At 63.7% G+C, this 15,322-nt stretch carries 16 protein-coding genes; 9 read left to right on the plus strand and 7 right to left on the minus strand.

Translation table 11 applies throughout. From position 1 onward, the window contains the following. Positions 1–100: 100 nt before the first annotated feature. Positions 101–1,057, minus strand: coding sequence for a diacylglycerol kinase family protein (locus ACKAMS_RS22425; RefSeq protein ID WP_019747798.1), 957 nt, complete (start codon positions 1,055–1,057; stop codon positions 101–103). A gap of 41 nt (positions 1,058–1,098) precedes the next feature. On the opposite strand from ACKAMS_RS22425, the gene ACKAMS_RS22430 reads away from it, so the two are divergent. Next, positions 1,099–1,569 carry a hypothetical protein gene (locus ACKAMS_RS22430; protein ID WP_020907115.1) on the plus strand — a complete coding sequence of 157 codons (471 nt, stop codon included), beginning with the start codon at positions 1,099–1,101 and terminating at the stop codon, positions 1,567–1,569. Between the two features lie 26 nt (positions 1,570–1,595). On the opposite strand, the gene ACKAMS_RS22435 is transcribed toward ACKAMS_RS22430, so the two are convergent. Further along, complete coding sequence (locus tag ACKAMS_RS22435) at positions 1,596–2,075, minus strand: GNAT family N-acetyltransferase (protein WP_003940724.1); 480 nt, start codon at positions 2,073–2,075, stop codon at positions 1,596–1,598. Positions 2,076–2,092: 17 nt separating this feature from the next. Then, positions 2,093–2,716 carry an acid phosphatase gene (locus ACKAMS_RS22440; RefSeq protein WP_019747801.1) on the minus strand — a complete coding sequence of 208 codons (624 nt, stop codon included), beginning with the start codon at positions 2,714–2,716 and terminating at the stop codon, positions 2,093–2,095. Positions 2,717–2,787: 71 nt separating this feature from the next. Here ACKAMS_RS22440 and ACKAMS_RS22445 point away from each other — a divergent pair, with 71 nt between their 5' ends. After that, on the plus strand, positions 2,788–3,585 hold the full coding sequence (locus ACKAMS_RS22445; RefSeq protein WP_003940948.1) for a ParA family protein: 798 nt from the start codon (positions 2,788–2,790) through the stop codon (positions 3,583–3,585). Between the two features lie 15 nt (positions 3,586–3,600). On the opposite strand, the gene ACKAMS_RS22450 is transcribed toward ACKAMS_RS22445, so the two are convergent. Next, positions 3,601–4,803 carry a PQQ-binding-like beta-propeller repeat protein gene (locus tag ACKAMS_RS22450; protein WP_070796174.1) on the minus strand — a complete coding sequence of 401 codons (1,203 nt, stop codon included), beginning with the start codon at positions 4,801–4,803 and terminating at the stop codon, positions 3,601–3,603. A 9-nt stretch (positions 4,804–4,812) separates the two neighbouring features. After that, entirely contained in the window at positions 4,813–6,417 is a 1,605-nt protein-coding gene (locus ACKAMS_RS22455; RefSeq protein ID WP_030244557.1) for a DEAD/DEAH box helicase, read from the minus strand. A gap of 401 nt (positions 6,418–6,818) precedes the next feature. Here ACKAMS_RS22455 and ACKAMS_RS22460 point away from each other — a divergent pair, with 401 nt between their 5' ends. Together ACKAMS_RS22460 and ACKAMS_RS22465 are read left to right on the plus strand one after the other, a co-directional pair. Next, positions 6,819–7,514, plus strand: coding sequence for a ferritin-like fold-containing protein (locus ACKAMS_RS22460; protein ID WP_029255047.1), 696 nt, complete (start codon positions 6,819–6,821; stop codon positions 7,512–7,514). Between the two features lie 107 nt (positions 7,515–7,621). Beyond that, positions 7,622–7,852, plus strand: a complete 231-nt coding sequence (locus tag ACKAMS_RS22465; protein ID WP_003942312.1) for a DUF3107 domain-containing protein — start codon at positions 7,622–7,624, stop codon at positions 7,850–7,852. 63 nt (positions 7,853–7,915) lie between these two features. On the opposite strand, the gene ACKAMS_RS22470 is transcribed toward ACKAMS_RS22465, so the two are convergent. After that, the gene (locus ACKAMS_RS22470) at positions 7,916–8,587 is read right to left on the minus strand and encodes a TetR/AcrR family transcriptional regulator (protein WP_003942309.1); all 672 of its coding nucleotides are present in this window, start codon (positions 8,585–8,587) and stop codon (positions 7,916–7,918) included. A 329-nt stretch (positions 8,588–8,916) separates the two neighbouring features. Between ACKAMS_RS22470 and ACKAMS_RS22475 the strand changes: the two genes are divergently transcribed. From ACKAMS_RS22475 to ACKAMS_RS22485, 3 genes are read left to right on the plus strand one after another with little or no spacing between them, the layout of a single operon-like run. Then, a complete protein-coding gene (locus ACKAMS_RS22475; protein ID WP_153212496.1) occupies positions 8,917–9,963 on the plus strand; it encodes a DUF3152 domain-containing protein in 1,047 nt (348 codons plus the stop codon). Between the two features lie 47 nt (positions 9,964–10,010). Continuing rightward, positions 10,011–11,198, plus strand: coding sequence for an adenylyltransferase/sulfurtransferase MoeZ (moeZ, locus tag ACKAMS_RS22480; RefSeq protein ID WP_070386892.1), 1,188 nt, complete (start codon positions 10,011–10,013; stop codon positions 11,196–11,198). Between the two features lie 45 nt (positions 11,199–11,243). Next, positions 11,244–12,098 carry a TIGR02569 family protein gene (locus ACKAMS_RS22485; RefSeq protein ID WP_007731227.1) on the plus strand — a complete coding sequence of 285 codons (855 nt, stop codon included), beginning with the start codon at positions 11,244–11,246 and terminating at the stop codon, positions 12,096–12,098. Here ACKAMS_RS22485 and ACKAMS_RS22490 read toward each other — a convergent pair. Then, the gene (locus ACKAMS_RS22490) at positions 12,095–12,775 is read right to left on the minus strand and encodes a FadR/GntR family transcriptional regulator (protein ID WP_408989526.1); all 681 of its coding nucleotides are present in this window, start codon (positions 12,773–12,775) and stop codon (positions 12,095–12,097) included. The genes ACKAMS_RS22485 and ACKAMS_RS22490 overlap by 4 nt on opposite strands. Before the next feature lie 93 nt (positions 12,776–12,868). On the opposite strand from ACKAMS_RS22490, the gene ACKAMS_RS22495 reads away from it, so the two are divergent. Together ACKAMS_RS22495 and ACKAMS_RS22500 are read left to right on the plus strand one after the other, a co-directional pair. Beyond that, positions 12,869–14,131, plus strand: a complete 1,263-nt coding sequence (locus tag ACKAMS_RS22495) for an MFS transporter (RefSeq protein ID WP_019747810.1) — start codon at positions 12,869–12,871, stop codon at positions 14,129–14,131. A gap of 113 nt (positions 14,132–14,244) precedes the next feature. After that, positions 14,245–15,322: MFS transporter (locus ACKAMS_RS22500; protein ID WP_408989528.1), on the plus strand; the 1,078-nt coding region annotated here is incomplete at its 3' end.

Here is a 15,322-nt window from a genome sequence, read left to right on the forward strand (position 1 = left end):
ATTTGTGACACACCTGACGGCCACCTGGGCGTCACCGGCATTTTACCCGATTTCGACTATTTGGCACCAGTGTTTTTGCAGGTCAAACGTGTTGCCTGACTCACGTCGGAATCGGTGCGAACACTTCCAGTGCATCCGGGACCGAGGTGAATTCGACTTTTTCGCGAAGTCCGATGTAGTCGCCGTCCATCTGCAGTCCGATCGGTCGCGACGATTCGATGGTGATTGTCGGGACGTCGTCGGTGCGTAGAAGGACCTTCGATTTCGGTTCTGCGCCGCGTGCGAGGAGCTGTCGCACAACCCGCAGAGACGGTAGGACTTTGGTGCTCGTCATGGCGAAGATGCCGAGTCCACTGTCGAAGGTCGTTCCCGGATTGGTGTGTACGGGACGCTCTTCCAGATATGTCCACGGGCTCGAGTTCGACACGAACGCGTAGTGGACTCCGGAGACGGGATCCTGATCGGGTAGGTGGACTGTCAGGGCGGGCTCGGCTCGCTTGGCACGGAAGAACGCCGCGATTGCGGTTCGGACATACCGGGCGGGTGTGGCGGCGTCACCGTTCTTACGGCTGGCGTCGACGGCCTCGCATACATCGGCGTCGAGGCCCATTCCGGCGTTGAACGTGAACCAACGGTTGTCGCAGTGTGCGAGCCCGATTCGGCGTCTCGTTCGTTCCGAGAGTAGATCGACGAGTTGGTTTGTGGCGTCGATCGGGTCGGCGGCAATACCGAGTGAGCGCGCGAAAACGTTTGCCGAGCCTCCCGGGACGACAGCGATCGTCGGGATCGGACCGACCGGAACCGATTTCATCGACGCGGGATGCGGTGACCCGAGCAGTCCGTTGACCACTTCGTTGACCGTTCCGTCGCCGCCGTGGACGATCACCGAGCCGAAGCCGTCTTCGTGGGCTTCGCGCGCCAGTTCGGCAGCGTGTCCCCGATGTGTGGTGTGCGCCACAGTAAGTCGCACCCGACTCTCGAGGGCGTGTGCCAACAGGTCACGACCGGCAGCGGTGGTGGAGGTGGCATTGGGGTTGACGATCAGCAGTGCGCGCACGGGGCATGAGCCTATCCGGTGTCGTGTTCTAGGCTGGCCTCGTGCCGAATACCGCCAGTCCGAACGCCCTGCCCAAGACAGTCACATGGGCAGGTGCCCTCGTGACGCTGCAAGGGCTGGTTGCCGCCGGGTTCGCGATCGTCGCAGTGATTCGCGGCGCGACCGGCCACGATCAGAGCGTCACCAACGGATACGGATTTGCTGCCTGGGTCGCGATCCTCGGCGGCGCGGTGTTGGCAGCCGGTATCGCTTTGCTGACGGGCCGCCGGTGGGGCCGGGCAATCGCCGTCGTCGCGCAGTTGCTGCTCCTGCCGGTCGCCTGGTCGCTCCTGACCGATTCGCATCAGGTGCCGCTCGGCATCGTTCTGGGTGTCGTCGTTCTCGGCGCTCTGGGCTGCCTGTTCTCGGCTCCGACGTCTCGATGGATGGCAGCGGAGTACGGAGCGTACGCAGACGAGGTGTCGCCGGAAGAGGGACACCCGGACGAGACCGAAGAGCCGCGGGACAAGTAGGACGGAACGCCTACCCTGCTTCAGTCCTACTCGGCTTCGGCGGCAAGAGCTCCGAGGTGGGTGCCGGTCAGGCGATACGTGGTCCACTCCGTCTTCGCGTCGGCACCGAGTGACTCGTAGAACTTGATCGAGGGCGTGTTCCAATTGAGCACCGACCAGGACAGCCGGGTGTAGTCGTTGTCGGTGCACTCCTTGGCGAGCGCGGCCAGAAGAGCCTTTCCGTGGCCTGATCCGCGCTGGCTGGGCTTGACGTACAGGTCTTCGAGGTAGATGCCGTGGGCGCCGTCCCACGTGGAGAAATTGCGGAACCACAGCGCCATGCCGACGACGTCGTCAGCCGAATTCACAGCGACGTGCGCGAAGGCCGTCGCGGCCGGCCCGAACAATGCCTCGCCGATCTGTTCCGCCTTCACGGTGCACTCGTCGAGGGCCTTCTGGTAGTCCGCCAACTCGTAGATCATGTCGGTGATCGGCTGGACGTCTGCGGGCGTGGCGCGTCGGATCATGGGGAGAATCTTAAGCCTCAAGCCTCCACGAGCGGCGGCACGTTGTGATGGACGAGGTGGCTGGCGCCGTGCTCGTAACCGAGAACCGTGTAAGCGCCCGGGAACAACGCGAAACGCTTTCCTTCGGTGACCGGGAGCTCGAGCCAGCGGGCGATGAGCGCGCGTGAGAAGTGGCCGTGCCCGATCAGGATCACGTCCCGCTCGGGTAGCTGCGAACGCACCATCGACAGCACCATGTCGGTGCGGGCATGGATCTGATCGGTCTGCTCGCCGCCCGGGCACGGGTGTGTCCAGACGGTCCAATCGGGCACCGTTGCGCGGATCTCGGGCGTCGTGAGGCCTTCGTAGTCGCCGTAGTCCCATTCGGAAAGTGCATCCCAGGTTCGCTCTTCCGGCAGGCCGGCGAGATCACCCGTCAACTGTGCGCGCAGCCGCGGACTCGTCAGAATCATGGGGTTCCGGAGGTCGAGGGTTCGCAAGCGATTTCCGGTCGCGGTTGCCTGCATCTCGCCGAGCGGAGTCAGCGGAACCTCGGTCCGGCCCGTGTGTTTCCCGGTGCGTGCCCACTCGGTTTCACCGTGGCGCATGAGTACGACGCGAGCACCGAGGGGGATCGACGAGGGGGCGGACTGGGAGGTCATGTCGACCATCATTGCAGGCTGCCTCGCGTGTGTAGCTCGCCTCCTGGCGCGAAGTGCGCAAGGATCTACGTGTGACGACGGTTCTCGCAGTGGCGAATCAAAAGGGCGGCGTGGCTAAAACCACTACCGTCGCTTCTCTCGGTGCGGCTTTGTCCGCGCTCGGACAACGAGTTCTGGTGGTGGATCTCGACCCGCAGGGCTGCCTGACGTTCTCGCTCGGACACAACCCGGATCGCCTCGAGCGTTCGGTCAACGAGGTCCTGGCGGGTGATCTCGACGCGGTCGACGCCGTGCTGAAAACGGACGACGGTATGGATCTCCTGCCGGCCACCATCGATCTCGCGGGCGCCGAAGCGCTGCTCCTGATGCGACCCGGTCGAGAGTTCGCGCTCAAGCGGGCGCTGTCTCCGCTCCTGGGTTCTTACGACGTCATCATCATCGACTGCCCACCGTCGTTGGGTGTGCTCACACTCAACGGATTGACTGCGGCGCAGTCGGTTCTGGTTCCACTGCAATGCGAAACCCTCGCACACCGCGGCGTCGGACAGCTGCTGCGTACGGTTCGTGAAGTCCAAGCCATCACCAACCCGGATCTTGTTCTGCTCGGCGCACTTCCGACTCTGTACGACGCTCGAACCACGCACAGTCGCGACGTACTCGCTGACGTCAGTGACCGCTACTCCCTCGCCGTTCTGGCGCCGCCGATTCCACGGACCGTCAAGTTCGCCGAGGCCTCTGCTTCCGGCGCGACGGTCCTTGCCGGGCGAAAGAACAAGGGCGCGGATGCCTATCGAGAACTCGCCGACAATCTCGTAAAGCATTGGGCTGGAAATGAAGTCGTGACTTTCGCGCCGGAACTGGCGCTCTGAGGAAGGCGAGAGCTTCTAGCGCAGCGCGAACAAGGTATCGCCGCGCTGTTCCAGAATCGTCTCGCCCGCACTGGCGAGCACGATCGGCGTCGTCGTCTCACCGCGGTCGACTGCGATCATGCGCTGCACCGCTCCGTCCGACGGGCTGACGGCTGCAATGCCGCCCGGAACGGGGATGAGCATCTGACCGGCGACCATGCTTCCGGGCCCGGACGTTCCGTTGACTATCCACGTCGGAGCCAGATCGCTCAGGCGGAGGTTGACGGTCTGCGAGCCGGTCCACCAGGTGATCGAAGCTTTGTCGGCGTGGGTGCGGGCCCCTTCGGTCACCGCTCCCTCGATCGGATAGTCGACGATCGGATTGCCGGTTCCGTCGAAAATGGTGATGCGAGAAGCGGTTCCGTTGGCGGCAGGGAGGTAGACGGCCGTCTTCTCGCCGGCCACGGCAAGCAGGCGGGCGCCTTCGGAGCCGAGGAGAATCGAGGATCCGTACTCTTCGGGTTCCTGGGCGTCCTTCGGTGCGGGGTTCATCACCGTCAACCTGTTGGAGGCTTCACCCGGGCAACGCTCGAGTACCGAGACTCGGTTGGCGCTCGACGCAGCGTCGAGCAGCGTGCATCCGGTGCGGGGTTGCTTGTTCGGATTGACCTTCGCGTCGACCCTGCCGTACTCGAGAGTTCGGACGAGGTCCGAGCGCCACAGTTCCATTCGCTCACTGCCGCGTGAGATCAGATAGGTGCCGTCCGCCGACAAGGTGACCGCGGAATCGGCGTCGCTGTTGCGCTGGTCCTTTCGGGCGCCGGTGTCGGCGACCAGTGACGTGACCTGAGAGCAACCGCGATTGTCCTGATAGACGCTGACGACGCGATCCCACGAACCGATCGCACCGCACAGGGGAATGTTGCGCGCGTATCGCCACACTTCTTCGCCTGTTGCCGGGTCGCGGCCGATCACGTCGGAACCGTCGGCGGTGACGACGGCATTTCCGACGGTGATCGGTGCCGTCGAGTCGGCACTGGGAGATTCCCACGTCTGCTTCAGGATGTCGGGTAACAACACCGACGTCGACAGAGGTGGGAGTGGAGATTCGGCGGTGACCGAGGTGGTTCCGCGCGCATCACTGCGCAACCACACCACGGTCACCGCCACGATTACGGCCAGCGCGATTGCCAGCGCACCGATCACATCTGAGCGAGTACGCCTTTCGGGAGCCAGCACATCGGCAGCTTACTCTGCGGCGCCTGCCGTCGCGGAAGCCGCGGGGCGACGACGCCGACGGCGACGCGGCTTGGCCGCTCCGTCTTCGTCCGAGTTCTCGGTAGCGGTTGCAGCCGGTGCCGAAGGGGGAGCTGTGGTGGCGCCGGCGGTGGTGGACGTCGCGGCGTCGGTCGAAGCACCGGCGCGGGTACGGCGGCGAGTCCGGTTGCGACGAGGCGCGGCCTTCTCTTCGTTGCCGTCGGCGTCGGCCGTCTTCGGCGCGTCTGCTTTGTCCGTTGCTGCCTTGTCGGTTGCAGCCTTCTCAGGGGCGGCCTTGGCCCTGCGAACAGTGCCCTTGGCGTCGGCCGGAATCGACAGCTCTTCGTAGAGGTGCGGCGAGCTCGAGTACGTCTCGACCGGATCGGGGATTCCGAGGCTCAGTGCCTTGTCGATGAGCTGCCAGCGAGGAATGTCGTCCCAGTCGACCAGCGTGACGGCGATACCGGTGCGTCCGGCGCGGCCGGTGCGACCGATGCGGTGGACGTAGGTCTTCTCGTCCTCGGGGCACTGGTAGTTGATGACGTGGGTGACATCGTCGATGTCGATGCCGCGTGCGGCGACGTCGGTGGCGACCAGCACGTCGACCTTGCCGTTGCGGAAGCCCTTCAGGGCCTTCTCGCGGGCAATCTGTCCGAGGTCACCGTGGACGGCACCGACGGAGAAGCCGCGCTCGGCGAGATCGTCGGCGACTTTCTGGGCTGTGCGCTTGGTGCGGGTGAAGATCATCGTCGCGCCGCGGCCTTCGGCCTGCAGAACACGGGCGACCATCTCGGCCTTGTCGAGAGCGTGCGCACGGTAGATGTGCTGGCTCGTGCGGTCGTGCACTGCGGAGGATTCGGCTTCCTCGGCGCGGATGTGCGTCGGCTGCGTCAGGAAGGTGCGAGCCAGGGTGATGATCGGGCCGGGCATCGTGGCGGAGAAGAGCATCGTCTGACGCTTGTCGGGGACCATGCCCATGAGGCGTTCGATGTCGGGGAGGAATCCGAGGTCGAGCATTTCGTCGGCCTCGTCGAGGACGAGAACGCCCACTTTGCCCAGGATCAGGTGCGACTGGTTGGCGAGGTCGAGCAGGCGACCCGGGGTGCCGACGACAACGTCGACGCCCTTCTGCAGTGCCGAGATCTGCGCCTCGTACGGCCGACCGCCGTAGATGGGCAGAACCTGGAGACCGCGGTCGCCGACTCGGAGGTACTTGCTGGCGTTCTCCAGGTCGCGAGCGACCTGGATGCACAGCTCGCGGGTGGGAACGATGATCAGAGCGCGAGGCGTGCCGTCGAGGACAGCCGTGCCGTTCTCGGCGGTGACGATGCGATGCAGGAGCGGGACGCCGAAACCGAAGGTCTTGCCCATTCCGGTGCGGGCCTGACCGATGAGGTCGTCACCGGCGAGAGCCAACGGAAGGGTGAGTTCCTGGATGGCGAATGTGCGCTCGATGCCGATCTCGTTCAGTGCGCGGACGATTTCGTCGCGGACACCGAGTTCGGCGAAGCTCGGGGGTACATGGGTGTCGTCGAGCTGGACGGAAACGGTGTTCTCGGTTGCTTCGTCTTCGTGGTCGACAGTGATCTTGCTCAGGGGACTAGCCTTTCCTCGTGGCGGTACGCACGCACAAGGTAAGGGGCCAGGCCGTAAATCGGCCGATGTCGATGCCCTCTTTTTCTTCGGTCATGCCTACGCCTCAGCACTGAATTCCACTCGGACGAATTCGAACCGTCCGGAGATCTCGGCGAAGCGGGCAACAACCGTCGATGCAGGTGCGCGCACATTATCGGTGGGGTCCGCGTGAGCACAGTCGTGTCGGCTGACCTAAAGCAGCCGTCCCGGCTAACCATAAGAGCCGGGGGGAACTGGCGAACTCCCAAGACCATTGTAGCTGCACGTTGTCCGCCCCTCGCGATGACATGTCGAAGATCACCGAATCGGACATGCGGTCCTTGGCGGTCGCTTCGGCCGTCGAAGCACTACAGTTCGTAGTCATGGGCGCACACGATCTTGATGCTTCGACGGACGCTGGAACCGGAGGCCGAGTCGCTTCCGATCACCCCGGCGTGATCGATTTGTTTGCCGTTCTCGCCTACGGCGAGATTTCGGCGTTCTACCGGTTGGCGGAGGACGCACAAATGGCACCGGACCTGCGAGGCAAGGTGGCGTTCGCCAGCATGGCCGCCGCCGAGATGGACCACTTCGAGACTCTGGAAACGGCGCTGACGGAACGTGGCCACGAGATCTTTGCCGTCATGGACCCGTTCGTTCGTGCTCTCGACAACTATCACGCGTCGACGACACCGTCGACGTGGCTGGAATCGCTCGTGAAGGCGTACGTCGGCGACGGAATCGCTGCCGATTTCTACCGCGAGATCGGGCACTCCCTCCCGGCGGATGTCGCCGAGATCGTCGAGGACGTTCTGTCCCAGACGGGCCACTCGGAGTTCGTGGTGCTCGAGGTGAAGGCAGCAGTGGAGGCCAGCACCCGCGCCAAGGACCGGCTGATGTTGTGGGGACGCCGTCTTCTGGGTGAAGCAATCACGCAGGCACAGTTCGTGCTGGCGCAGCGTGAGGACCTCACGGATCTGGTGATCTCGGCCTCGGGTGACCTCAACGGAGTTGTCGCGTTGTTCGACGGTATGCAGGCAAAGCACGCCGAGCGGATGGCGATTCTCGGACTCGTCTAGGTGCCTGTTCGCTCTGGGCACAGCGTGCAGAGGAGCGTGGGCGGTCGCTGCTGCATTAGCCTTGCGTCGACAACGGATGTAATTCACGAACAGTTCGGAGGTTGACCGTGGAGGTCAAGATCGGTGTAATCGACAGCCCGCGTGAGCTCATCGTCAACAGCGAACAGACCCCTGACGAGGTCGAGACACTGGTCGCGGCTGTCCTCGGTGGCCGCGAGCCGGTTCTGGCTCTCGTCGACGACAAGGGCCGCAAGTTCCTGGTGCAGGCTTCTCGTGTGGCGTACGTGGAGATCGGTCCGTCCGATATCCGCAAGGTCGGATTCGCGCCTACCGTCTGACGCGTAGCTGTAACAGCAGAATGGGCGGGCAGTCGTGAGACTGCCCGCCCATTCGGGTTCCGGCTACTTGGTTTCGGCCTGCAGCGGCACGTGTGAGAGACCGCCCCACGCCAGTGTCACGGTGATTTCCACGGCCTCTTCCTTGGGGATCGGCCGCGCGGCTTCGAGCCAGTACCGCGCCGTGAACTGGCTGGCACCGACTAGACCGACCGCAAGAATGCGCGCGCGGTACGGATCGAGTCCGGAATCCTGACTGACCAGGTCGAACACGGCGTCGACGCAGGCTTCGGTGGCTTGTTCGACGCGTGTCTGGACCTGAGGTTCGCCCATGATGTCGGACTCGAACACCAGGCGGAAGCCCTGCGAGTCGTTGTCGACGAAGTCGAAGAACGCCTGGACTGCGGCGCGGACACGCTGTTTGTTGTCCGTCGTCGATCGCAGGGCCTGGCGTACACCCGAGATGAGGCTGTCGACATAACTCTGCAGGACTGCGACATACAGTTCGAGCTTGCCTGGAAAGTGTTGGTACAGGACTGGCTTGCTGACACCGGCACACTCGGCGATCTCGTCCATGCCGGCCGAGTGGTACCCGTTCGCGACGAATACCTCACTTGCAGCTGCGAGGAGCTGGAGGCGGCGCGCATCGCGGGGGAGTCGGGTGCTGCGACGTGTTCCGGCAGGCTTGCCAGCCGTTGTACCGCGATCGGAGTCTGTCCGATCCGCGAGTTCTGTCATGTCGCTTCCAATCTGAGCAAAAGTAAATTCGGTCGGCGCGCGGATCCGCGAGTCGCGTGTGCGTACCCGCCAGTATCCTCCGTCACACCGGTCGTAGCCGAATGAACGATACCGTGTGTCGCCCGGGCGAGTCGCGCGTGCCTCGGTGAGCGAGACCAGCGGTCTTTCTCGTTACAGGACGGGTTGCCATGACACGCCAGGACCAGCATGTTTCGGTCAGCCCGGGCGAGCGACTTGCCGTGTGTGAGATTCTGGACGACGTGACTGACCCAGGGGGACCGCGCATGCGTGGACGAACTACGCAGAACCCTGAACGTGAGGAACGTCGAATGCGTAGCGGAACTGGAGCGCCCCGCGACGAACGTCGGCCAGAGGTGCCGGATGATCGTGCCTACGGCGAACGCGACTATCGCGGCATTTCCTCCCATCAGCCCTTGCGTGCCCAGTGGGATCCGACCAAACGAGAAGTGGGCCGAACCCCGCGTAATCCGCGGCCGGACCGGGCAGCGCGAAAGCAGAGCAAGCTCGGGCGCTTCGTCTCGACATACGGTTGGCGGGCCTACGCGATTCCGGTTCTCGTGGTGCTCACCATCCTTGTGATCGTCGACGCAGTACGTCCGGACGCCACAGACACCGCGAGCAAGACGTCGGCCACTGCCGACCTCGCCCACAGCACCGACGGAACCGACGTCATCGGTGCGCCGCCGGCCGGAGACGGAACCTTTGCGTCGTCGATACCGTCCGGCGCGCTCCCCGACGGTGGTCCGTTCACCGTCGCGGGCGGCGGAACGTGGCACGTCGTACCGGGTACGACGGGCAAGGTCGGACAGGGAACCGAACGCGAGTTCACGTACACGGTCGAGATCGAGGACGGCGTCGACACGACCGGTTTCGGCGGTGACGAATCGTACGGACGCATGGTCGATCAGACGCTGGCAAATCCGAAGAGTTGGACCAATGATCCCAAGGTCGCGTTCCGGCGCGTCGACGCGGGCGAGCCGGACTTCCGGATCTCCTTGACCTCGCAGATGACTATCCGTGAAGGCTGCGGATACGAGATCGAACTCGAAGGATCCTGCTACAACCCGAGCATGGACCGAGTCCTGCTCAACGAACCGCGATGGGTGCGAGGCGCCATTTCGTTCCAGGGTGACATCGGTTCGTATCGGCAGTATCAGATCAATCACGAGGTCGGCCATGCCATCGGATACGCCGCTCATCAGCCGTGCGAGACCGAAGGCGGACTCGCACCGATCATGATGCAGCAGACCTTCGGAACCGCGAACAACGACATCGCTAGGCTTGATCCCGAGGGCGTCGTTCCGATGAACGGACTCACGTGCCGCTTCAATCCGTGGCCGTACCCTCGAGCGTGACCGGATCGAGAATCCCTGATCTCGTCTTGAACTAGGAGTGTTTCGCGGTGTCTGCAACACCCGTCGTATTGCCACCACTGGTGGAGCCGGCAGCCGAGTTGAGCCGGGAGGAAGTTGCCAGATACAGCCGGCACCTGATCATCCCGAACGTGGGCGTGACCGGCCAGAAGCGGCTCAAGAATGCGCGAGTCCTGTTCATCGGCGCCGGTGGATTGGGTTCGCCTGCACTGCTCTATCTCGCGGCCGCAGGAGTGGGCACCATCGGGATCGTCGAGTTCGACGAGGTCGACATGTCGAACCTGCAGCGTCAGGTGATTCACGGACGCTCCGACGTCGGACGCCCGAAGGCGGTCAGCGCGAAGGAGTCGATTCTCGAGATAAACGAGCACGTCGACGTCCGGTTGCACGAATTCCGCCTGGACAACTCCAACGCGGTCGAACTGTTCTCGGAGTACGACCTGATCCTGGACGGTACGGACAACTTCGCGACGCGGTACCTCGTCAACGATGCCGCCGTCATCGCCGGAAAGCCGTACGTGTGGGGCTCGATCTACCGCTTCGAAGGGCAGGTCTCGGTCTTCTGGGAAGACGCCCCGGACGGCGCGGGACTGAATTATCGCGATCTTTACCCGGAGGCGCCGCCGCCCGGCATGGTCCCCTCGTGCGCCGAGGGTGGTGTGCTCGGAGTCCTGCCTGCGACCGTCGGTTCGATCATGGCGACCGAGGCGGTCAAGCTCATCACAGGGATCGGCGAACCGCTTCTCGGGCGCCTGATGATCTACGACGCTCTTGCGATGACGTTCCGGACGATCCGCCTTCAGCGTGATCCGACCCGCGTGCCGGTCACCGCCTTGATCGACTACGACGCGTTCTGCGGCGTCGTGTCCGAAGAGGCGAGCGCTGCTGCTGTCGGTTCTACGATCACGGCGCCGGAGCTGGAGGCCATGATCGGCGAGGGACGATCGATCGAGCTGGTAGACGTACGAGAACCGGTTGAATGGGACATCATGCATCTGCCGGGGGCGGTGCTGATCCCGAAGGACCGCATCCTTTCCGGTGAAGCTCTGGCGACGTTGCCGCAGAACAAGCAGATAGTTCTGTACTGCAAAACCGGCATTCGTTCGGCCGAGGCACTGGCCTTTCTCAAGAACGCCGGTTTCTCCGACGCAGTTCACGTTCAAGGCGGCGCGATCGCCTGGGCGAACCAGGTGGATGCGAGTCTGCCGGTCTACTAGGCGCGCCTCGCGGGAGGCGGCGCCGCGCACCGGTAGCGTTGGGGTGTGAGCACAGGCCAACCTCCCCAGCACGTGTGCTCCACCTTCGGCCTCCGTGAAGTCGATCCCATCCCACTCGGTGCGGATTGGGACGGCGGGTGGCTGTGTGGAGACGTCGTCCTTTCAGCAGTCGCGGATCATGCCCGCGCAGCGTGGTCGGCGAAGGTGCGAGAGAACCTCGAAGTCGACGGCGTTCGGCTGGCTCGACCGGTGCGTTCGACCGACGGTCGTTACGTCGTCTCGGGCTGGCGTGCCGACACATTCATCGTCGGATCGCCGGAACCACGTCACGACGAAGTGGTCTCGATGTCCTGCCGACTGCATGCGGCGACGGCCTCGCTCGAGCGCCCGCGTTTCCTTGCACAACCGCCGGTGCCGCCGTGGGCCGAGGTCGACGTATTCGTCGCCGCTGATCGCGCGGCATGGGAAACGGTTCCGCTGAGGATCGCGAAGGGCGTCGAGCAACTCGAGACGCCCACTCCTGACGGTCGCAAAAGTCTGGAACTGATTGCCGGGCTCGCTACTTTGCGGAAGCCGGTGCAGAGCCCGGACCAGCTCGTGCACGGCGATCTGTTCGGGACGGTGCTGTTCTCGGGCAGTATGGCCCCCGGAATCACCGACATCACGCCGTATTGGCGACCGGCTGCGTGGGCCGCTGCCGTTGCTGTGGTCGACGCGATCTCGTGGGGCGGGGCAGACGAGGCACTGGTCGGCCGGTGGGAAGATCTCCCCGAGTGGCCGCAGATGCTTCTACGTGCGGTGATGTTCCGCTTGGCAGTTCATGTTCTGCATCCCCGCTCGACGGCGGACGCGTTCCCGGGGTTGGCCCGTACTTCCGACATCGTGCGCTTGCTGCTCTAGATCGGGGCGCCGGTACCGAAGTCCGAGACCAGGCCCTCGAACAGCTCGCGTGCGGCGTTCGAGGCGGCCACGGTGTTCCCGTCGACGACAGCGTCGACGAGGTTTGCGTGCTGCGAGTGGAATCCTTCGCCGGTTGCATCGATGTGCTGTTGGATCGTGGTCTCGATGACGGGGAGCAGGGAGTCGTAGAACTCCAGGTAGACCTCGTTGTGGCTGGCCGCGACGATTGCTCGGTGCAGGGCGACGTCCGCGGTGGTGGCAGCGTCGATGTCCTGACCCTCCCATGACGCGGTGCGAAGCTCGAGTAGTCGCGTCAGTTCGGCGATGTCGTCTTCGGTTCGCCGTGCGGCGGCGAGGGTGGCCGCGGTGATGTCGAGTGCGCGCCGAAGTTCGAGTACATCCCGCTGGTGGGCGCCGGCAAAGTAGTTGCCGAGAGTGCCACCGAGGTCGGAGACAGCAACGACGTAGGTGCCCGATCCCTGACGACGTTCCAGCATTCCGGCGTGAACGAGCGCCTGGACCGCCTCGCGCACGGTATTGCGACCGGTCCCGGTCAGCTCCGACAGTTCCGGTTCGGTGGGGATTTTGGAACCGATCGGCCAGGTTCCGCTCCGGATCTCGTTGCGGAGTTGTTCGGTGACCTGCGAGATGAGACTTGCGCGTCGAACGGGTTGCACGTGGTTGTTTCCTCGGGTCCGGGTAAGTGGTGTGAATGTGACGTTAGATTACCGCGCTTGTGCGAGTTCGTCCGGTCATCCTATGATTTCCCGGTGACTGCTCAACTGGAGAGAACCGAAACCCGCTCGTTGATACAAGGCCGTGTGCTCGTCTTCGCTGCGATTGCGATGTCTGCGCTCGTACTTCGACTTGCGGTGACCTCGTTCTCGCCCTTGGCGGCCGAGATTCGCGACGAGATCGGCTTCTCCGCCTCGATCGTCGGTGTCTTCGGCATGGTTCCGACCGCAATGTTCGCCATCTTCGGTCTCATCACTCCCGCCATCGCGAAACGTATCGGGCTCGAGCGAACGGCCCTCGTCGCGATGCTCATGGCCGGCGTCGGAATGCTGTTGCGCGCCATGATGTCTCAGACATGGTCGTTGCTGGCCCTTTCGGCTCTGGCACTGGCAGGCATGGGAATCGGCAATGTCGTGATCCCACCGTTGGTCAAGCGGTACTTCTCGGATCGCCTCGCCACCATGAGTTCGGTCTACATCGTGGCCGTGCAGATCGGCACCATCGTTCCGGCGTTCGTCGCAGTCCCGGTTGCCGACGCCTTCGGGTGGAGGTTCTCGATCGGCTGGTGGTCCGCCTTCGGCTTCGCCGCAGCCGTGCCGTGGTTGATCACCCTCGCTCGCTCGCGCAAGGCTCGCGCGAACGAAGCCGGGTCCGTCGAGAATGCATCGGATTCGGTTGCGGCAGTGGCAGAACAGCCACGCGGTCAGGTCTGGCGTTCTCCCGTGGCCTGGGGGATGGCCGGCATGTTCGGCATGACCTCACTGATCACGTATTCGATGTTCACGTGGATTCCCTCGATCCTTCGTGACGCCGGAGCCAGTGATGCGTTCGGCGGAACGATGGTCGGAATGTTCTCGGTGATCGGGCTCGTCGCAGCTTTCGGTGCGCCGACCCTGTGCGCCCGCATGGCCAATCCCTTCCCTGTCGTGATCGCGTGTGCCGTCTGCTACCTGGTCGGCATGGGCGGGCTGTACTTTGCCCCGATGGCGGCGCCGGTCGTGTGGGTTGTCGTCCTGGGCCTCGGTCCGAGCACGTTCCCGATGTCGCTCACGCTGATCAACCTGCGTACTCGTTCGCACATCGGTTCCTCGGCACTGTCCGGCTTCACCCAGGGCATCGGCTACTCCGTTGCCTGCCTCGGTCCGCTCCTGTTCGGCGTTTTCCACGACGTGTCCGGTGGATACGCTGCGCCGTTCGGCCTGCTCGTCGTCGCGGTGATCGTGGTGCTCCTGGGCGCCTATCAGGCATGCAAGCCTCGGATGCTCGAGGATTCCTGGCACGCACCTGCGAAAAACTAGCTCACACCCGGTCTTGTTACCGGGTGAGGATCAATTGACTTCGCGGTCATCGCACGCAGCACCGGCGCAATAACCGTTTTCTACCTTTGGGTCTCCAACATATTCAGGAGGCCCTGGTGAGTCATTACATCGAGCATTGGGATGCAGAGGACGTCGACGCCTGGGAATCCGGCGGCAAGGACATCGCGAAGCGGAACCTGATCTGGTCAGTGGTAGCCGAACACGTCGGCTTCTCGATCTGGTCGATCTGGTCCGTGATGGTGTTGTTCATGCCGACGGATATCTACGGCATCGACGCGGCCGGAAAGTTCTTCCTCGTCGCAGTGCCCACACTTGTCGGGTCGGTCCTCCGCATTCCATACACGGTTGCCACCGCACGGTTCGGCGGTCGTAACTGGACCGTCATGAGTGCGCTGTTCCTCTTCGTACCAACACTTCTCACGCTCTACCTGATGATGAACCCGGGTGCGTCGTACACCACGTTCATGTTGGTAGCGGCCACTGCAGGTATCGGCGGCGGCAACTTCGCGTCGTCGATGACCAACATCAATGCCTTCTACCCGCAACGCCTCAAGGGGTGGGCGCTCGGTCTCAATGCCGGCGGCGGCAACATCGGTGTACCGATGATCCAGCTGATCGGTCTGCTGGTGATCGCCACAGTCGGTAACCGTGCTCCGTGGATCGTGTGCGCTGTCTATCTCGTGTTCATTGCGGCCGCTGCCGTCGGTGCCGCGCTGTTCATGGACAACCTGGGCAACCAGAAGTCGGACCTGCGCTCGATGGCCAAGGCACTCAAGTTCTCCGAGTCGTGGGTGATCAGCTTCCTGTACATCGGTACGTTCGGTTCCTTCATCGGATTCAGCTTCGCCTTCGGTCAGGTTCTGCAGATCAACTTCCTCGCCGGCGGTGCCACTCCGGCCGCGGCCGCGCTGCATGCAGCACAGATCGCCTTCATCGGTCCTCTCCTCGGTTCGATCGCTCGCCCCCTCGGCGGCAAGCTGGCCGACCGGATAGGCGGCGGCAAGATCACCATGTGGACGTTTGTCGCCATGGCATTCGCTGCATCGATTCTCGTGACGGCCGGAACGATGGACGACAACACCGCGGGCGTCGCCAGCGCCGGAATCATGGTGACATTCGTTCTCGGATTCATCGCCCTGTTCCTGCTCTCCGGCATCGGAAACGGATCCG

The organism is Rhodococcus sp. 5A-K4 (assembly GCF_046097995.1).
Taxonomy (GTDB): Bacteria; Actinomycetota; Actinomycetes; order Mycobacteriales; family Mycobacteriaceae; genus Rhodococcus_F; species Rhodococcus_F erythropolis.